Origin of the sequence: Aeromicrobium ginsengisoli (genome assembly GCF_004134905.2) — a bacterium.
GTDB classification, from domain to species: Bacteria; Actinomycetota; Actinomycetes; order Propionibacteriales; family Nocardioidaceae; genus Aeromicrobium; species Aeromicrobium ginsengisoli.
Window position 1 is genome coordinate 141,827 of the sequence record NZ_SDPQ02000001.1, and the last position, 16,453, is coordinate 158,279.

General features: G+C 69.1%; 20 protein-coding genes and 1 tRNA gene. 18 read left to right on the top strand and 3 right to left on the bottom strand.

Annotated features, from left to right (window positions below; translation table 11 throughout):
• Positions 1 to 14: 14 nt before the first annotated feature.
• The 14 genes from steA (at position 15) to der (ending at position 12,799) form a co-directional block, all read left to right on the top strand.
• Positions 15 to 1,190 carry a putative cytokinetic ring protein SteA gene (gene steA, locus ESP70_RS00745; RefSeq protein WP_149687483.1) on the top strand — a complete coding sequence of 392 codons (1,176 nt, stop codon included), beginning with the start codon at positions 15 to 17 and terminating at the stop codon, positions 1,188 to 1,190.
• Positions 1,187 to 2,071: a copper transporter gene (locus ESP70_RS00750; protein WP_188110424.1), complete on the top strand. Its 885-nt coding sequence runs from the start codon at positions 1,187 to 1,189 to the stop codon at positions 2,069 to 2,071. The genes steA and ESP70_RS00750 overlap by 4 nt, the downstream gene beginning before the upstream one ends.
• 99 nt (positions 2,072 to 2,170) lie before the next feature.
• On the top strand, positions 2,171 to 3,886 hold the full coding sequence (locus ESP70_RS00755) for a CTP synthase (protein ID WP_149687485.1): 1,716 nt from the start codon (positions 2,171 to 2,173) through the stop codon (positions 3,884 to 3,886).
• Positions 3,883 to 4,494 (top strand): NUDIX domain-containing protein, encoded by a 612-nt coding sequence (locus ESP70_RS00760; protein ID WP_149687486.1) that lies wholly within the window; start codon positions 3,883 to 3,885, stop codon positions 4,492 to 4,494. Before ESP70_RS00755 ends, ESP70_RS00760 begins: the two co-directional genes overlap by 4 nt.
• On the top strand, positions 4,491 to 5,417 hold the full coding sequence (gene xerD, locus ESP70_RS00765) for a site-specific tyrosine recombinase XerD (protein ID WP_149687487.1): 927 nt from the start codon (positions 4,491 to 4,493) through the stop codon (positions 5,415 to 5,417). The genes ESP70_RS00760 and xerD overlap by 4 nt, the downstream gene beginning before the upstream one ends.
• Before the next feature lie 118 nt (positions 5,418 to 5,535).
• Entirely contained in the window at positions 5,536 to 6,384 is an 849-nt protein-coding gene (locus ESP70_RS00770; RefSeq protein WP_056214112.1) for a ParA family protein, read from the top strand.
• Positions 6,369 to 6,716: a hypothetical protein gene (locus tag ESP70_RS00775; protein ID WP_246161730.1), complete on the top strand. Its 348-nt coding sequence runs from the start codon at positions 6,369 to 6,371 to the stop codon at positions 6,714 to 6,716. Before ESP70_RS00770 ends, ESP70_RS00775 begins: the two co-directional genes overlap by 16 nt.
• The gene (locus ESP70_RS00780; RefSeq protein ID WP_149687488.1) at positions 6,713 to 7,618 is read left to right on the top strand and encodes a segregation and condensation protein A; all 906 of its coding nucleotides are present in this window, start codon (positions 6,713 to 6,715) and stop codon (positions 7,616 to 7,618) included. The genes ESP70_RS00775 and ESP70_RS00780 overlap by 4 nt, the downstream gene beginning before the upstream one ends.
• Entirely contained in the window at positions 7,611 to 8,342 is a 732-nt protein-coding gene (gene scpB / locus ESP70_RS00785) for an SMC-Scp complex subunit ScpB (protein ID WP_149687489.1), read from the top strand. Before ESP70_RS00780 ends, scpB begins: the two co-directional genes overlap by 8 nt.
• A complete protein-coding gene (locus tag ESP70_RS00790; RefSeq protein ID WP_149687490.1) occupies positions 8,335 to 9,060 on the top strand; it encodes a pseudouridine synthase in 726 nt (241 codons plus the stop codon). Before scpB ends, ESP70_RS00790 begins: the two co-directional genes overlap by 8 nt.
• Complete coding sequence (locus ESP70_RS20260; RefSeq protein WP_223148577.1) at positions 9,057 to 10,118, top strand: prephenate dehydrogenase; 1,062 nt, start codon at positions 9,057 to 9,059, stop codon at positions 10,116 to 10,118. The genes ESP70_RS00790 and ESP70_RS20260 overlap by 4 nt, the downstream gene beginning before the upstream one ends.
• 14 nt (positions 10,119 to 10,132) lie before the next feature.
• Entirely contained in the window at positions 10,133 to 10,795 is a 663-nt protein-coding gene (gene cmk / locus ESP70_RS20265) for a (d)CMP kinase (RefSeq protein ID WP_223148578.1), read from the top strand.
• The gene (locus ESP70_RS00800; protein WP_149687491.1) at positions 10,792 to 11,481 is read left to right on the top strand and encodes a lysophospholipid acyltransferase family protein; all 690 of its coding nucleotides are present in this window, start codon (positions 10,792 to 10,794) and stop codon (positions 11,479 to 11,481) included. Before cmk ends, ESP70_RS00800 begins: the two co-directional genes overlap by 4 nt.
• On the top strand, positions 11,474 to 12,799 hold the full coding sequence (gene der / locus ESP70_RS00805; protein WP_149687492.1) for a ribosome biogenesis GTPase Der: 1,326 nt from the start codon (positions 11,474 to 11,476) through the stop codon (positions 12,797 to 12,799). Before ESP70_RS00800 ends, der begins: the two co-directional genes overlap by 8 nt.
• Positions 12,800 to 12,802: 3 nt before the next feature.
• Here the strand turns inward: der and ESP70_RS00810 are convergent, their stop codons facing one another.
• The gene (locus tag ESP70_RS00810) at positions 12,803 to 13,534 is read right to left on the bottom strand and encodes a group I intron-associated PD-(D/E)XK endonuclease (protein WP_149687493.1); all 732 of its coding nucleotides are present in this window, start codon (positions 13,532 to 13,534) and stop codon (positions 12,803 to 12,805) included.
• Between the two features lie 135 nt (positions 13,535 to 13,669).
• Between ESP70_RS00810 and ESP70_RS00815 the strand changes: the two genes are divergently transcribed.
• The 4 genes from ESP70_RS00815 (at position 13,670) to ESP70_RS00830 (ending at position 15,376) form a co-directional block, all read left to right on the top strand.
• Positions 13,670 to 13,743 (top strand) — tRNA-Pro (locus ESP70_RS00815).
• A gap of 307 nt (positions 13,744 to 14,050) precedes the next feature.
• A complete protein-coding gene (locus ESP70_RS00820; RefSeq protein ID WP_149687494.1) occupies positions 14,051 to 14,410 on the top strand; it encodes a hypothetical protein in 360 nt (119 codons plus the stop codon).
• A 28-nt stretch (positions 14,411 to 14,438) separates the two neighbouring features.
• Entirely contained in the window at positions 14,439 to 15,035 is a 597-nt protein-coding gene (locus ESP70_RS00825) for an LOG family protein (protein ID WP_149687495.1), read from the top strand.
• On the top strand, positions 15,032 to 15,376 hold the full coding sequence (locus ESP70_RS00830; protein WP_246161731.1) for an NUDIX hydrolase: 345 nt from the start codon (positions 15,032 to 15,034) through the stop codon (positions 15,374 to 15,376). The genes ESP70_RS00825 and ESP70_RS00830 overlap by 4 nt, the downstream gene beginning before the upstream one ends.
• Before the next feature lie 50 nt (positions 15,377 to 15,426).
• Here ESP70_RS00830 and ESP70_RS00835 read toward each other — a convergent pair whose 3' ends face one another.
• A complete protein-coding gene (locus tag ESP70_RS00835; RefSeq protein ID WP_149687496.1) occupies positions 15,427 to 15,792 on the bottom strand; it encodes an RNA-binding S4 domain-containing protein in 366 nt (121 codons plus the stop codon).
• Entirely contained in the window at positions 15,789 to 16,442 is a 654-nt protein-coding gene (locus ESP70_RS00840) for an HAD-IA family hydrolase (protein ID WP_149687497.1), read from the bottom strand. The genes ESP70_RS00835 and ESP70_RS00840 overlap by 4 nt, the downstream gene beginning before the upstream one ends.
• Positions 16,443 to 16,453: the final 11 nt, after the last annotated feature.

The following is a 16,453-nucleotide window of genomic DNA, read 5'->3' on the forward strand; positions in this document are numbered from 1 at the left end:
AAGCATGGTCGGCGATGGCCATCAGGAAGCACAAGAGACCCAACACGCCCGAAGCGTCCGGGGTCGTCGGCACGGTGAGGTTCGTCCAGCGCGAGAGCGATGTCACGTCGCTCCGCGAGGGTGACATCGCTGTCGTGGACCACCCCGAGCTCGATGCCCGACAGGCGCAAGAACTCATCGACCAGCGCGTTCGGGCTGTGCTCAACGCCGGGCGCTCCAGCAGCGGCCGCGTGCCCAACGTCGGGCCGCAGATGTTGGCCCATGCCGGCATCCTGCTGATCGACCTCGAGGACGCCGCCATCTGGTCGAAGCTCAAGAACGGCGAACGCGTACGGATCGAGGACGGCAAGGTCTTCCGTGACGAGATCCTCGTGGTCAGTGGCACGGAGCTCGACGACGCACACACGACCGCCGCGCTGGCGGACGCCGAGAGCGGCTTGGCCACCCGGCTGGACTCGCTGGCCGCCAACGCCAGCGACCACATCCAGCGCGAGCAGACGATGCTGCTCGACGGCGCGCACGTGCCACGGATCCGCACGAAGCTGCGGGGCCGGGCGGTCGTCGTGGTCTCCCGGGCGTACGACGACGAAGCAGACCTGCGAGGCCTGCGCCGCTACATCCGCGACGACGACCCGGTGTTGATCGGCGCGGGCGCGGGCGCCGACGTCCTGTTGAAGGCCGGCTACACCCCGGCCCTCGTGATCGGTGCGCTCGACAACCTCTCGGACGCTGCGATCCGTGTTGCCGGCGAGGTCGTGGTGACGACGTCGTCGGGCACGGTCGACACCCCCGAGCGGCTCGAACGGCACGGCAAGGAGATCGTGACGTTCGTGTCGAGCGGCGCCGACGACGATCTCGCGATCGTGCTGGCTGACACCAACGAGGCGGCCGTCATCGTGCACGTGGGGGCGCCGGCGACGCTGTCGAAGTTCCTGGAGCGGCCCCCGTCAGAAGTGGCGCGCATGTTCGTCGCCCGGCTGCGGGCCGGCTCCAAGATCGTCGACGCCAAGGCCGTCAACCACTTCACCTCACAGCGATTCGCGATGTGGCCGGTACTGCTCCTGCTCGCTGCAGGCGTCGCGGCTGTCGCCGTCTCGATCGCCGTGACCCCGGTCGGCAACGACTGGTTCGACTCACTCGGTGATCAGCTCGCCGATCTCGGCACCTGGATCAAAGGACTCTTCACGTGATCAACTTCCGCTTCCACCTCGTCTCGATCGCCGCGATCCTGATTGCGCTCGCGGCAGGTGTCGCGCTGGGCTCAGGGCCTCTCGACGACACGGGCGACTCTCTCCGTGGCGATGCGACCACGAGCCAGGACACGACCGACCCGGGCCTCGCGGCGTTCGAGTCGGGCTACGCCGCGCGTACGTCGCCCGGCCTCCTGAAGGACAAGCTCAAGGGGCAGACCATCGTGATGCTGACGGTGCCGGGCACCAGCGCCGCGGAGATCAGGGGCATCACGACCAACCTGGAGGCGGCCGGTGCAGATGTCACGGGCGAGGTCAACCTCACGAGCAAGCTCCTCGACGCGTCGGGGCGCCAGTTCGCCGAGAGCGTGGCGCAGCAGTCAGCCTCGAACGTCCCCGGCGTCAGCGCCGCAGGGGACAGCTACGGCCGGGTCGGGTCGGCGCTGGGCCGCGCACTGATGGCCGACAAGGCGGCGGCACCCGATCAGACCGCGAGCACCATCCGGTCGGCGTTCTCCGAGGGCAAGCTCATCACGCTGACCGCCCCACCCAAGAAGGTCGCGACCCTGGCCGTGCTCGTGACGGGCCCTGAGCGTACGGGTGGATCCGACCAGAGCACGGTCATCGCATCGCTCGCCGGCGCTCTCAACAGCAGCGGCAAGGGCATCGTGGTCGCCGGCCCGTCGTCGTCGAGCACCGACGGCGGGGCAGTCAAGGCGGTGCGCGACGGCGACTTCGCCACGGAGGTCTCGACCGTCGATGTCACGGACACGGCCGCGGGACGGGTCGTCACGGCACTCGTCGCGGCTGCGCAGGCCGCCGGGCAGCCGGGGGCATGGGGTACGTCCCGCAGTGGCAGCGGAGCCGTGCCGGCGCGCTGACCGCGCTCTGTGGGGGAGCCGACACGTGTGTCGTTGGGCTCCAGGGGTGTTCTGTTGGTAGGCTGGAATCCCGTGGAGGCCTGATGCAATTCCTGCATCATGAGCGCTCGACATCGGTTTTCGACCACGGGAGTCACCTTGGCAGGTAACGCGGTTACCAAGCATGTTTTCGTCACCGGCGGGGTCGCTTCCTCGCTCGGCAAGGGGTTGACCGCCTCGTCCCTCGGGCGACTGCTCAAGTCGCGGGGTCTGCGGGTCACGATGCAGAAGCTCGACCCCTATCTCAACGTCGACCCCGGCACGATGAACCCGTTCCAGCACGGCGAGGTCTTCGTGACGGACGACGGTGCCGAGACCGACCTCGACGTCGGACACTACGAGCGGTTCCTCGACGTCGACCTCTCGGGCAAGGCCAACGTCACGACCGGGCAGGTCTATCAGGAGGTCATCGCCAAGGAGCGCCGCGGTGACTATCTCGGCGACACCGTGCAGGTCATCCCGCACATCACGAACGAGATCAAGGCTCGCATCCGGGCGATGGCCGGCCCCGACGTCGACGTCGTGATCACCGAGATCGGCGGCACCGTCGGCGACATCGAGTCCCTGCCGTTCCTCGAGGCGGCCCGCCAGGTTCGCCACGACGTCGGCCGCGGCAACGTGTTCTTCCTCCACGTGTCGCTCGTGCCCTACATCGGACCGTCGGCCGAGCTCAAGACCAAGCCGACGCAGCACTCGGTCGCGGCGCTGCGCTCGATCGGCATCCAGCCCGACGCCATCGTGTGCCGGGCCGACCGTGACATCCCGGTCAGCATGAAGCGCAAGATCTCGCTGATGTGCGACGTCGACGAGGAAGCCGTCATCACCGCGAGCGATGCGCCATCGATCTACGACATCCCCAAGGTCCTGCACAGCCAAGGCCTCGACGCGTACGTCGTGCGGCGGCTCGACCTGCCGTTCCGTGACGTCGACTGGACGCAGTGGGACGAGCTGCTCCGCCGCGTGCACCACCCGGCGGAGGAGATCACGATCGCGCTGGTCGGCAAGTACGTCGACCTGCCCGATGCCTACCTCTCGGTCGGTGAGGCGCTGCGGGCCGGTGGATTCGCCCACGACGCCAAGATCAACCTGCGCTGGGTCCCGTCGGACGACTGCGAGTCGGCGACCGGCGCGGCACAGAACCTCCACGACGTCGACGGCATCTGCGTGCCGGGCGGCTTCGGCATCCGTGGCATCGAGGGCAAGCTCGGCGCCCTGACGTACGCCCGGGAGCGCGGCATCCCGGTGCTCGGGCTCTGCCTGGGCCTGCAGTGCATGGTCATCGAGTATGCCCGCAACGTCGCCGGCATCGAGGGCGCGAGCTCGTCGGAGTTCGACCCGCAGACGCCCCACCCGGTCATCGCCACGATGGCCGAGCAGCTGGCGATCGTCGACGGCGCCGGAGACCTGGGCGGCACGATGCGGCTCGGCCTCTATCCGGCCAAGCTCCAGCCCGGCAGCATCATCGCGGAGGTCTATGGCGCGGACAAGGTCGAGGAGCGCCACCGGCACCGCTACGAGGTCAACAACTCCTACCGGGCGCAGCTCGAAGCAGCAGGTCTGGTCTTCAGCGGCACGTCGCCGGACGCCAACCTCGTCGAGTTCGTCGAGCTGCCGCGCGAGGTGCACCCGTACTACGTCGCCACGCAGGCTCATCCGGAGCTGCGCTCGCGGCCGACCCGGCCGCACCCGTTGTTCTCCGGCCTGATCGGTGCGGCGCTGGCTCGCCAGCTCGAGCTGCGGCTGCCGGTCGACGAGCAGGCGAGCGCGAACGTATGACCAGCCACCCGCGACTGCCGGGTGAGCTGGCCGACCCGGGGTCATTGAGGGACTCCGACCAGTCCTGGCCGGTGAGCGGCACCGACGTCAAGTACGAGAGCCCGTACGTCAGCCTGCGCATCGACACGATCGTCGATCCCACGGGTGGCGAGCACGGCCGTGCCGTCGTGCAGCCCAACGGCGCGATCGGCGTGCTGGCGATCGACGAGCACGACCGGGTGCTGCTGGTCGAGCAGTATCGCCACCCCGTCGGGCGACGCCTGTTCGAGCTGCCCGCCGGCACCCTCGACGTACCGGGGGAGGCGCCTCTCGACGCCGCGATCCGCGAGCTCGCCGAGGAGGCCGATGTCGTGGCTGACGAGTGGGACTCGATCCTGCACCTGTTGGCGACGCCCGGCTACTCGACCGAGGCATGGGAGGTCTTCCGGGCCACCGATCTCAGCGCCGTGCCGCACGCCGACCGTACGCAGCGCGAGGCCGAGGAAGCCGACATGGCGCAGTGGTGGCTACCGTTCGACGACGCCGTCGACGCGGTGCTCTCCGGTCGTATCACCGACTCGCTCACGGTCGCGGGCATCCTCGCCGCACAGGTGCTGCGCACCAGATGACGACCGACGTGGAGCGGGCGGTCCAGGACTACCTGAGCCACCTCAGCGTCGAGCGTGGCCTCGCCGACAACACGCTCCACTCATATCGCCGCGACCTGAGGCGCTATCTGCAGTTCCTGCATGCGCGCGAGCTGACGGATCCAGCGGCGATCACCGAGAACGACATCGCCGCGTTCCTCGGCGCACTTCGTACGGGCGACCCCGATCATGTGTCGCTGGGCACCGCGAGCGCCGCTCGTACGATCGTCGCGGTCCGTGGGCTCCACCGCTTCCTGCTGCGTGAGCAGATCGTGCCGACCGACGTCACGGCCGCGGTCAAGCCGCCTCGACCGGCCTCGAGGCTGCCCAAGGCTCTGCCGCTGTCGGACATCGAGGCGATCCTCGACGCCGCCGGTGCGCCGGGCACGACGCTCGCGTCGCGCGACCGGTCACTGCTGGAGGTCCTCTACGGCACCGGTGCCCGGATCTCCGAGGCCGTCGGGCTCGACCTCGACGACCTCGACCTCGAGGACTCGACCGTGCTCCTGCGCGGCAAGGGCGGCAAGCAGCGCATCGTGCCCCTCGGGTCGTACGCCCGACAGTCGTTGAGCGACTATCTGACCGCGTCACGACCGGCGCTGGCGTCGGCCCGGACCAGCACGCCGGCGGTGTTCCTCAACGCCCGCGGAGGGCGACTCTCGCGGCAGAGCGCGTGGACCGTCCTGACCCGGGCGGCTCAGCGGGCCGGCATCGCCGTGGACGTCTCGCCACACACGCTGCGGCACTCGTTCGCGACCCATCTGCTGGACGGCGGAGCGGACGTCCGGGTGGTCCAGGAGCTGCTGGGACACGCCTCGGTGACGACGACGCAGATCTACACCCTGGTCACCGTCGAGAAGCTTCGCGAGATCTATGCGACGGCCCATCCGAGGGCGTCGAGATAGGTTCTGGCTGCGATCTCGGCAGGCGCGCCGATCGAGTCCTCGAGGGCGGTCGCCAAGTCGACTTTTCGCGGTAGAGTGACGCTCGTCCGCCGGTCGAGTTCGAGTGCAGGGGTAGCTGATGAGCAAGGAACTGGGACCGACCGGACGGCCGATGCCGAACTTCCCGAAGCCCCAGCCGCGCAAGCCCGGGCAGCCCGCGACGATCATCGCGATGTGCAACCAGAAGGGTGGCGTCGGCAAGACCACGACGACCATCAACCTCGGTGCGGCGCTCGTCGAGACCGGCCGCAAGGTGCTGCTCGTCGACTTCGATCCCCAGGGCTCGATGACCGTCGGCCTCGGCGTCAGCGCCCATGAGCTCGACCAGAGCATCTATCACGTCCTGATGGACCGGGAGATCTCGATCAAGGACCTGATCATGCCGACCGCGGTCGACGGACTGGACCTCGTACCGTCCAACATCGACCTGTCCGCGGCTGAGATGCGGCTCGTGACCGAGGTCGGCCGCGAGCAGGTGCTGGCGCGGGTCCTCAAGGCGGTCCGCAAGGACTACGACGTCATCCTGATCGACTGCCAGCCGTCGCTCGGACTGCTGACGGTCAACGCGCTGACCGCGGCCGACGGTGTCCTGGTGCCGCTGGAGTGCGAGTACTTCGCCCTGCGCGGGGTCGCGCTGCTCAAGGACACGATCGAGAAGGTGCGCGACCGCACCAACGACGAACTGCAGATCATCGGTCTGCTCGGCACGATGTACGACAGCCGCACCCTGCACGGCAAGGAGGTCCTCGCGACCCTCGTCGAAGGCTGGGGCGACCTGGTCTTCCACACCGTCATCCGACGCACCGTGAAGTTCTCCGACTCGACGGTCGCGGGGGAGCCGATCACCGAGTACGCCCCGACATCGCCTGGCGCCGACTCCTACCGGCAGCTCGCGAGGGAGGTTCTCGTTCGATGCCCCGAGGCGTGACACCGTCGTCGGGCGGCAGCGGCAAACGGCCCACCATGCCGGGGGTCGACGAGCTCTTCCGGGCCACCGCTCCCGCACCCGCAGCCGAGGAGGGTGACGCCGGCGCCGCTGTCGCAGCCAGCGGCCGGGTCAAGCACGACGAGAAGATGACGGTCTACGTCACCGCGGCCGAGCTGCTGGCCGTCGAGCAGGCCAGGCTCAAGCTCCGCAGCGAGTTGGGCCGCAGCGTCGACCGCGGCCGGTTCGTCCGCGCGGCGCTGGCCGTCGCGCTCGCCGACCTCGAGTCGCGCGGCACCGACAGCGACGTCGCCCGGCGATTGAGCGAGTCGTGACGATCGCGGACGTCGACGAGTCCGCACCGTCCGGGTTCTCCGTCGGCCTGACCAACTTCGAAGGTCCGTTCGACCTGCTGCTGCAGCTCATCTCGAAGCACCAGCTCGACATCACCGAGGTTGCCCTGTCCAAGGTGACCAGCGACTTCATCGCGTACATCAAGGAGCTCGGCGACGACCTCGAGCAGACCACGAGCTTCCTGCTCGTCGCGTCGACGCTGCTCGACCTCAAGACCGCGCGGCTGCTGCCGCAGGCCGAGGTCGAGGACGAGGAGGACCTTGCCCTGCTCGAGGCGCGCGACCTGCTGTTCGCCCGCCTCATGCAGTACCGCGCGTTCAAGCAGGTTGCCGGCGTGATCGCCGCGCGCCTCGCCGAGGAGCAGAAGCGGTTCCCGCGGATCGTCACGCTCGAGCCGCGGTTCGCCGACCTGCTGCCCGAGGTGCTGATCTCGATCGGTCCGGCCGAGCTGGCGCAGCTCGCGGCACAGGCGTTCGAGGCCAAGCCCGTGCCGATCCTGTCGCTGACGCACCTGCACGCTCCGCAGGTCAGTGTGCGTGAGCAGGCGCACCTCGTGGTCGACCAGCTGCGCCGCAAGGGCGAGATGACGTTCCGGGCACTGACCGCCGATGCGCCGGACCTGATGACCAAGGTCGCCCGCTTCCTCGCCGTGCTCGAGCTGTTCCGCGAGGGCGTCATCGCGTTCGAGCAGGCGACGCCGCTGGGCGACCTGCACGTACGCTGGACCGGCACTGATGACGGCGACATCGACGTCGGCGACGAGTTCGACGAACCGATGATCGCGCCTGATGACATGCCCGTGATCGAGGTCGACGACGACCAGGCCGCGGACGAGCCGATCGCCGACGAGACCCCTGAACCCCGTGAGAGCAGTGATGACTGACCAGCACGTACCGACCGGCCCGCACGAGCTCGAGCTGGAGATGCTCGACCTGAAGCCCGCCCTCGAGGCGGTGCTCATGGTCGCCGACCAGCCACTCGACCACCTGACGCTGGCCCAGGCCGTCGGTCACCCGCCCGTCGATGTCGAGCAGGCACTGGGCGAGCTCGCCGCCGAGTACACCGAGCAGGGTCGCGGCTTCGAGCTGCGCAACATCGCCGGTGGCTGGCGGTTCTTCACCCGCGAGGAGTTCGCCGGAGCGGTCGAGCGTTTCATCCTCGACGGCCAGCAGGCCCGGCTGACGCAGGCGGCGCTCGAGACGATGGCCGTCGTGGCGTACCGGCAGCCCATCAGCCGCTCACGCATCTCGGCGATTCGCGGCGTGAACGTCGACGGCGTCGTCCGCACGCTCGTGACCCGCGGCCTGATCGAGGAGGAGGGCGTCGACGCCGAGAGCGGGGCGATCCTCTACCGCACGACGAGCTACTTCCTGGAGCGCATGGGCCTCGGCAGCCTCGACGAGCTGCCCGACATCGCCGGCCACCTCCCGGAGCTGGAGGACATGGAGGACGAGGTGCTCTCGGGTGCCGAAGACGCACTCGGCACGGACGACGGGTCCTTGAGCTTGGCGAAGGGGCCGGACGAGGATTCGACAGACTCAACCGGCGACGCCGAGACGGCACCGGAACCCGACGTGGCCGACGAAGACGACGACGCACGTGGCTGAGATCCGCCTGCAGAAGGTCCTGGCGCAGGCCGGCCTCGGCAGTCGCCGGCGCTGCGACGACATGATCGCCAACGGTCGCGTCGAGGTGAACGGCGAGATCATCGACACGATGGGCGCCCGGGTCGATCCATTGACCGACGTCATCCGGGTCGACGGCAAGCGCATCCCGCCGCCCAACGACCACGCGTACGTCATGCTCAACAAGCCGCGCGGCGTCGTGACATCGATGGCTGATGAGCGCGGCAGGCCTGACCTGTCGGCGATCGTGGCAGGTCGTGAGGACCGCCTGTTCCACGTCGGCCGGCTCGACACGGACACCTCCGGGCTGCTGATCCTGACGAACGACGGCGACCTGGCGCACAAGCTGGCGCACCCGTCGTTCGAGATCACCAAGACGTACGTCGCGCTGGTGGACGGCACCGTGACCGAGGGCACCGGCGCCAAGCTCAAGGCCGGCATCGAGCTCGACGACGGCCCGGCGCAGGTCGACCGCTTCATCGTCAAGGACACGTCACGGGGGCGATCGCTGGTCGAGCTCGACATCCACATGGGCCGCAACCGCATCGTGCGTCGGCTCCTCGATGCGGCGGGGCACCCAGTGCGCGAGCTCAGCCGTACGGCGTTCGGACCCTTGCACGTCGGCGGCCTGGCCTCCGGCGCGATGCGCGACCTCACCCGCGACGAGCTCGGGGCCCTGTTCGATAGCGTTGACCAGTGACTTCTTCGCTTGCCGGCCCCGTCCTGGTCATCGGGTGCGGGCTCATCGGTACGTCTGCGGCGCTCGCTCTCTCCGAGGCTGGCGTCGAGGTGCACCTGGAGGACATTCGTACGTCCAACCTCGAGCTCGCGGTGTCGCGCGGGGCGGGCAGCGCTGATCCGGTCGACTCTCCGTCCCTCGTCATCGTGGCCGTACCGCCGGCTGAGGTCGTCGCCACGGTCCGCCGAGTGCTCACCGAGTGGCCGGCGGCTGCTGTCACCGACGTGGCCAGCGTCAAGTCGGACCTGCAGCAGCAGATCGGCCGTGAGACGGGCAGCCAGCGCTACGTCGGCAGCCACCCGATGGCCGGGAGCGAGCGCTCCGGGCCCATGGCTGCGTCCGCTCGGCTGTTCGAGGGCCGTCCATGGGCCGTCACGACCGCGGCCGGCACCGATCAGGACGCGATCGACCTCGTGGTGCAGCTCGCGGAGCTCGTCGGGGGAGTGCCGCTCGTCATGGACGCGCCCGACCACGACCGTGCGGTGGCGCTCGTCTCGCACGTCCCGCACATCCTCTCGGTGCTCACGGCCGCACAGCTCAACGGCGCGCCGGGCGAGCACCTCGCTCTCGCCGGCCCGGGCCTGCGCGACGTCACGCGCATCGCCGGCAGCGACATCGCGCTCTGGCAGGACATCCTGGGCGCCAACGCCGGGCAGGTCCGTGCGGTGCTGCAGCACGTACGCGAGGACCTCGACCGCGTCATCGACTCGATCGGTGCGGACACCGACCGACTGGGCCGGGTGCTGCAGTCCGGCCAGGACGGCACCCGCCTGATCCCGGGCAAGCACGGCGACAAGCTCGCCGACCTGGCGACCGTGTTCGTCTCGGTGCCGGACCGCCCGGGCGAGCTGCCCCGTCTCATGGCCCACACGGGCGAGGCCGGGGTCAACATCGAGGACATCCGAATCGACCACGAGCTCGGCCGCCCGGTCGGACAGGTCGAGATCGCCGTCGTGGCGACCTCGGCCGATACGCTCGTCGAGGCACTGACCGCACGCGGCTGGTCCGCATACCGCTAGAAGGAGTGGCACACGTGAGCAAGTCCCTGGTCGTGGCGATCGACGGGCCGTCAGGCTCGGGCAAGTCGAGCACGTCTCGAGGCGTCGCCGACCGGCTGTCGCTGGCCTACCTCGACACGGGGGCGATGTATCGCGCGATGACCTGGGCGCTCCTCGAGCGCAGGGTCGACCTGCAGGACCCCGACGCGATCGCCAAGGCGGCCGACGACGTACGCCTGACGTCTGGCACCGATCCGCTCGACCCCACGATCCACGTCGACGGGATCGATGTGGCCGGCCCGATCCGCGGCGATGACGTCACGGGATCGGTCAGCCTCGTCGCCGCCGTCCCGCACGTCCGCGAGATGCTGGTCGACCTGCAGCGCGAGACGATCGCGCAGAGCGACGGGATCGTCGTTGAAGGCCGCGACATCGGCTCAACCGTCGCTCCGGATGCACCGGTGAAGATCTACCTCGTCGCCGACCCGGCGGCCCGCGCCGCCCGTCGCGCCGCCGAGACCGGTGCGAGTGACACCGCCGCCACGGAGCTGGCCCTGGCCCGGCGCGACGAGATCGACTCGACACGGGCCGCGTCGCCGCTGGCCAAGGCCGACGACGCCGTGGTGGTCGACGGCACGCACCTGACGCTCGAAGAGGTCATCGACACGATCGTCGGGATCGTCGACGCGGCACGATGAGCTCCGCCGACGGGCTGCCCGAGCACGGGCTGCGACTCGTACGTCGCCTGGCGCGCGGGCACTTCCGGCGGCGCTGGGACATCCATGAGCACGGTCTCGAGCACGTCCCGCGTACGGGCCCCGTGATCCTCGCGAGCAACCACATCGGCTGGCTGGACGGGCCTCTGTTGTTCATCACCGCCCCACGGGCGCCCCACGCCCTGGTCAAGGAAGAGGAGTTCCACGGTCGTACCGGCCGCCTGTTGACGTTCGTCGGCCAGATCAAGGTCAGCCGGACGCGCAACGACACCGGCGCCGTGCGCCGATCGGTACAGGCCCTCGCGGCCGGTCAGGTCGTCCTGGTCTATCCGGAGGCGACGCGTGGCAACGGCGAGTTCGACGTGTTCAAGAACGGCGTGGCCTACCTGGCCCTGGTGTCGGGCGCTCCGGTCGTGCCGATCGCGATCTTCGGGACGCGGCAGGCGGGTGAGGCCGCGGACGCCCGACCGGCCAAGGGCGCGCGCCTCGACATCGTCTACGGAGACCCGATCCAGCTGCCGATGCAGGTTTGGCCGCGAGATCGTGGGACAATGGCAGACGCGGGTGATCGGATCCACGATCACCTGCGTGCTCATGTCTCCCGGGCCAAGTCAGTGCTCCAGCGCGACCTCCCCGGCCCCCTTCCGACAGGATCCACCGATGGCTGACGTTGTACCCGTTCTCGCTGTGATCGGGCGCCCCAACGTCGGCAAGTCGACCCTGGTCAACCGCATCATCGGTCGCCGGGAAGCTGTCGTCGAGGACGTGCCCGGCGTGACCCGTGACCGCGTCTCGTACGACGCGCACTGGAATGGTCGCGCGTTCACGGTCGTCGACACCGGCGGCTGGGACCCCGACGCCCGCGGACTGGCCGAGCGCATCGCCGCGCAGGCCGAGATCGCGATCCAGGTCGCCGACGCCGTGCTCTTCGTCGTCGACGCGACCGTCGGCATCACGGACGTCGACGAAAAGGTCGTCCGCATCCTGCGCGCCGCCAAGAAGCCTGTCGTGCTCGCCGCCAACAAGGTCGACGACCAGCGCACCGAGGCTGAAGCAGCTGGCCTGTGGAACCTCGGACTCGGTGAGCCCTACCCCGTCTCGGCGCTGCACGGCCGGGGGAGCGGCGACATGCTCGACGCTGTCCTCGAGGCGCTGCCCAGCCCGCCGCCGGAGGACTTCGACGCGCCGCAGGGACCCCGCCGGGTCGCGATCGTCGGCAAGCCCAATGTCGGCAAGTCGAGCCTGCTCAACCGGCTCGCGGGTGAGGAGCGCGTCGTCGTCGATGATGCATCCGGCACCACGGTCGACCCGGTCGACGAGATCGTCACGCTGGGCGGTCGCACCTGGAACTTCATCGACACCGCAGGCATCCGCCGGCGCGTACGCGATGCGTCTGGGCACGAGTACTACGCCAGCCTCCGCACGAGCTCTGCGATCGATCGGGCCGAGGTCGCGGTCGTGATCATCGACGGCAGCCAGCCGCTCACGGAGCAGGACACCCGCATCATCAGCTCGGTTGCCGAGGCCGGCCGCGCGTTGATCGTCGCGTTCAACAAGTGGGACCTCGTCGACGACGAGCGCCGCTACTACCTCGAGCGCGAGATCGAGCGCGAGCTCGTCCAGGTGCCGTGGGCGCCGACGATCAACATCACGGCGCGCACCGGTTGGCACATCGACCGGCTCGTACGCGCGCTCGATGCCGCCCTCGAGGGTTGGGAGACCCGCGTGACCACTGGGGCGCTCAACGCGTTCCTCGGTCGTCTGGTCGCCGAGCACCCGCACCCCGTGCGGGGTGGCAAGCAGCCCAAGATCATGTTCGGCACGCAGGCGTCGACGGCTCCGCCGACGTTCGTGCTGTTCACCTCGGGCAAGCTTGAGGCGTCCTACATGCGATTCATCGAGCGCCGGCTCCGCGAGGAGTTCGGCTTCGTGGGGTCGCCGATCCACCTCCAGCAGCGTCCGCGCAAGAAGCGCGAGCGCCGCTGAACCTCAGCCTTTGAGGTGTGGGAGGCGGTATTGCACATATGCCGACAGGTGGATCACGTGGAAGCCACCTACGATCGCCACAGGAATCAGGTAGTGGTCAAGGCTGCCATCGATGACGAAGAAGTAGTCGATCTCGTCGGGATCATAGATGCGTCGCACAGTCCCGGTGCTGGACAGCCATGCCACCCAAGAGTTGTTCGCGCGAACCGTTCCAGTCTTGACCTGGATCCTCATTGGTTTGTCGGCGACGACTAGCAGATCGTATCTGCAGGGTTCGAGGGGCCACGACACGTCGTATCCACACAGCGAAAACCAGGCAGCTGCCAACATCGACCCAGCGCGCGGTAGATGGGAGAGGGCTGGACCAGAGACTGGTACCGGCATGCCCGCAGCAGGTTCTCTGGACTGGAGATGACCGATGTCCAGAGAAAGCCGGATCGCGTGGGCCCTCAAGGTTGCTTGCCAGGAGCCGCCCCGGAGACCCAAGGCATCGGCGACTTGCGCCCAAGAGTCCGACGCTTGCACGGCTGCCGCCAGCTCTTCGTCGGTCCAACGACGTTGTCCGGTGAAGTGACTGTGATCAAGATGGAGCGCGTCGGCCCGTTGCCGGACGGCACGGATGGTTGACCCGGACGTGGCACTGAAGCCGAGCGTTCGGAGCACTCCGCGCCACGAATGGGACTGGGTGATTGCGACTGCAAGGGCGTTGTCCGAATAGGGCGGAGTGCGGCTCATCCTTCGATCCTGTCTTTGAGCTCTGACACTCGTAGGCCGCCCAAGGATTTGCTCGTAGTGTCCCGCCTTTGTGCGTTCGAGACTGCCGAGCCGGTGCGGTCCGGCGGGCCGCCATACGGTAACCTCGTTGCGTCGCGGGCTGTAGCGCAGCTTGGTAGCGCACTTGACTGGGGGTCAAGGGGTCGCAGGTTCAAATCCTGTCAGCCCGACACGGTGACTTTGTACGTTTGTGCAGGTCAGAGGTACTGAGAGCCCTTCTCCGATCACTACCGGAGAGGGGCACTCTGCGTTCTCGTGTCACGAGGACGTCATGCCCAGCCGTCGTGAATCGCACCAGCGGTCCGTACTCCGCTCCTGCCACGCGGTCGAGCGCCCCCACTGCCGAGACCGCCTCCCGCATGCGGTTCCTTGTCCCAGTCAGGACCTCGAATCGCCTCCGTCCGACCGATGGACGTCGCCCGACGATCATCGGCGTTCGTCGTCTCGGGCGACCGGGATCGCCCTAGAGTTGCCGGTATGACTGACGAACCCGACCCCATCGCGTACACCGCCCTCGAGCCCGGCACGCCGGTGCAGTCCAGCGACGGTCAGCAGTTCGGCACGGTTGCCGCCGTGCTGGTGGTCGAGGAGGTCAGCGTCTTCGACGGCATCGTCGTGGAGACGCCCAGAGGCACACGGTTCGTCGACGCCGACCACGTCGGCACGATCACGACGGCATACGTACGCACGTCGCTGACGGCCGACGATGCGGCGCAGCTGCCCGAGCCGGACGACTCGCCGGTCTACCGCGCGGACGCGACCGACGACACCGGCAGCTCGCTGGCGGACCGCTTCGGCCGGATGTTCGGCCGAGGCACGTGGAAGCGCGAGCAGTAGCGCTCACCTCGTCTGCCACGATTGGCGCATGTCACTCAGCGCCATCGCGATCTTCTGCGGCTCCAGCTTCGGCAACGACCCTGCGTACGCCGAGGCGGCCCGGCTCACGGGGCGTACGCTCGCCGAGCGCGACATCACGGTCGTCTACGGCGGCGGGCACGTCGGGTTGATGGGCACCGTCGCTGATGCCGCGCTGGGAGCCGGCGGTCGGGTCATCGGTGTCATCCCGCGACAGCTCGACGACCGAGAGCTCGCGCATCACGGCTTGAGCGAGCTGCACGTCGTCGAGTCGATGCACGAGCGCAAGGCGTTGATGGCTGAGCTGTCGGATGCGTTCATCGCCCTGCCAGGCGGTGCCGGCACGCTCGAGGAGATCGCCGAGCAGTGGACGTGGGCACAGCTGACGATCCACGAGAAGCCCTCGGGGTTCCTCGACGTAGCCGGGTTCTGGGCACCGATGCGGGACCTGCTCGACGGGATGGTCGGCTCCGGATTCGTGCGGCAGGAGCAGTCCGGCATCGTGTCGTTCTCCGATGATCTCGACGAGCTGCTGACCATGCTGGCGGCGCCGCCGTCGTGGACCGACAAGTGGGGCAAGGCGAACGAGGAAGCGCCTCAGCCGTGACACCGCCCGTGATCCACGTGGCGGCGGCATTGACGGTCGACGCCGACGGGCGCGCGCTGATGGTCCGCAAGCACGACACCACGGTGTTCATGCAGCCCGGAGGCAAGATCGAGGCCGGCGAGAGCCCGCTGGACTGCCTGCGCCGTGAGCTGTTCGAGGAGCTCGGCCTCGAGCTCGCCGCGGAGGACTTCACGTGGCTGGGCACGTTCGAGGAGGACGCCGCCAACGAGCCCGGGCACCGGGTGCTCGCCGAGGTCTTCACGCTGACGATCGACGCCGCCGCTCCGGTCGTCGCCGCCGAGATCGCCGAGAGCATCTGGGTCGACCCCGCGGCGCCGTGAGACATCGACCTGGCGCCGCTCAGCAGCCGGGCGCTGCTGCCGCTGCTCGTCTAGCGCCGGCGCAACCGGTCGAGGGCTCGACGATCCCGCTTGGTCGGCCGTCCGGCGCCGCGATCGCGCCGAGGCATGATCGCCACCTCTTCCTTGGGCGGCGGCGGGGGAGTGTGGTCGTCGTAGCACTCGACCGCAACGGCCGCGCCGACCCGCTTGACGATGATCCGGGTGACGACGACGATCCGCAGGCCGCCCTCGGTGAGCGCCTCGACACGATCGCCGACCTTGACCGGTTGCGCGGGCTTGGCCTTGGCGCCGTTGATGCGCACGTGGCCGGCCTTGCACTCCGCCGACGCAAGGGAGCGCGTCTTGTAGAGGCGTACGGACGACACCCACACGTCAGCCCTGGTGGTGTCGGTCATGGCGCGTCCCAGGTGATGACGATCTCGTCGCCCTCGACCGCAGCGCGTACGGCGGTGAAGTCGGGCGTGCCGGGCAGCCCTGGGGCGGCGGGGCCGGCGTAGCCACCCACGACCACGACCTGCGCGCCCGCGGCACGGGCCGACTCGATGCCCGCCGGGGCGTCCTCGAACACGACGACGTCCTCGGGTCGCAGCCCGAGCAGCTCGGTCGCGCGAAGGTAGCCCTCCGGATCGGGCTTGCCGCGCGCCACGTCCTCCGCCGGTACGACCACAGGTGGCACCGGCACGCCGGCCTCGGTCATGCGGGTCTTGGCGAGCAGCAACGGCGCGGACGTGACCAGAGCGGTGCGCTCGGCCGGGATCGAGGCGACGAATGCCGCGGCGCCCGGGACCTCGACGATCCCGTCCGGTGTCTCGACCTCGATGGCGGCCAGCTCAGCGGCGAGTGCCTCGTGATCGGCATCGGCGGGAGCGAACCGGCGGACCGTGTCGATCGTCTGTCGACCGTGCGAGAACCCCAGCACGTCGGCGACCACCAGATCGAAGCGCTCGGCGAACGCTTGCCAGATCGCCTCCACGACGGCGTTGGAGTCCACCAAGGTGCCGTCCATGTCGAAGATCACGGCTCGGGCGCGGACCGTCTGCTCCATGCGATTGATCC

Bases quoted from the DNA above. Each gene is read 5' to 3' on its own strand.
- ESP70_RS00810 (WP_149687493.1), bottom strand. From the start codon at position 13,534: ATGAGCCGCACTCCGCCCTATTCGGACAACGCCCTTGCAGTCGCAATC.
- ESP70_RS00835 (WP_149687496.1), bottom strand. From the start codon at position 15,792: ATGACCGACACCACCAGGGCTGACGTGTGGGTGTCGTCCGTACGCCTC.
- ESP70_RS00800 (WP_149687491.1), top strand. From the start codon at position 10,792: ATGAGCTCCGCCGACGGGCTGCCCGAGCACGGGCTGCGACTCGTACGT.
- ESP70_RS00820 (WP_149687494.1), top strand. From the start codon at position 14,051: ATGACTGACGAACCCGACCCCATCGCGTACACCGCCCTCGAGCCCGGC.
- ESP70_RS00770 (WP_056214112.1), top strand. From the start codon at position 5,536: ATGAGCAAGGAACTGGGACCGACCGGACGGCCGATGCCGAACTTCCCG.
- ESP70_RS00825 (WP_149687495.1), top strand. From the start codon at position 14,439: ATGTCACTCAGCGCCATCGCGATCTTCTGCGGCTCCAGCTTCGGCAAC.
- scpB (WP_149687489.1), top strand. From the start codon at position 7,611: ATGACTGACCAGCACGTACCGACCGGCCCGCACGAGCTCGAGCTGGAG.
- ESP70_RS00840 (WP_149687497.1), bottom strand. From the start codon at position 16,442: ATGGAGCAGACGGTCCGCGCCCGAGCCGTGATCTTCGACATGGACGGC.
- xerD (WP_149687487.1), top strand. From the start codon at position 4,491: ATGACGACCGACGTGGAGCGGGCGGTCCAGGACTACCTGAGCCACCTC.
- ESP70_RS00775 (WP_246161730.1), top strand. From the start codon at position 6,369: ATGCCCCGAGGCGTGACACCGTCGTCGGGCGGCAGCGGCAAACGGCCC.
- steA (WP_149687483.1), top strand. From the start codon at position 15: ATGGCCATCAGGAAGCACAAGAGACCCAACACGCCCGAAGCGTCCGGG.
- ESP70_RS00755 (WP_149687485.1), top strand. From the start codon at position 2,171: ATGAGCGCTCGACATCGGTTTTCGACCACGGGAGTCACCTTGGCAGGT.
- der (WP_149687492.1), top strand. From the start codon at position 11,474: ATGGCTGACGTTGTACCCGTTCTCGCTGTGATCGGGCGCCCCAACGTC.
- ESP70_RS00760 (WP_149687486.1), top strand. From the start codon at position 3,883: ATGACCAGCCACCCGCGACTGCCGGGTGAGCTGGCCGACCCGGGGTCA.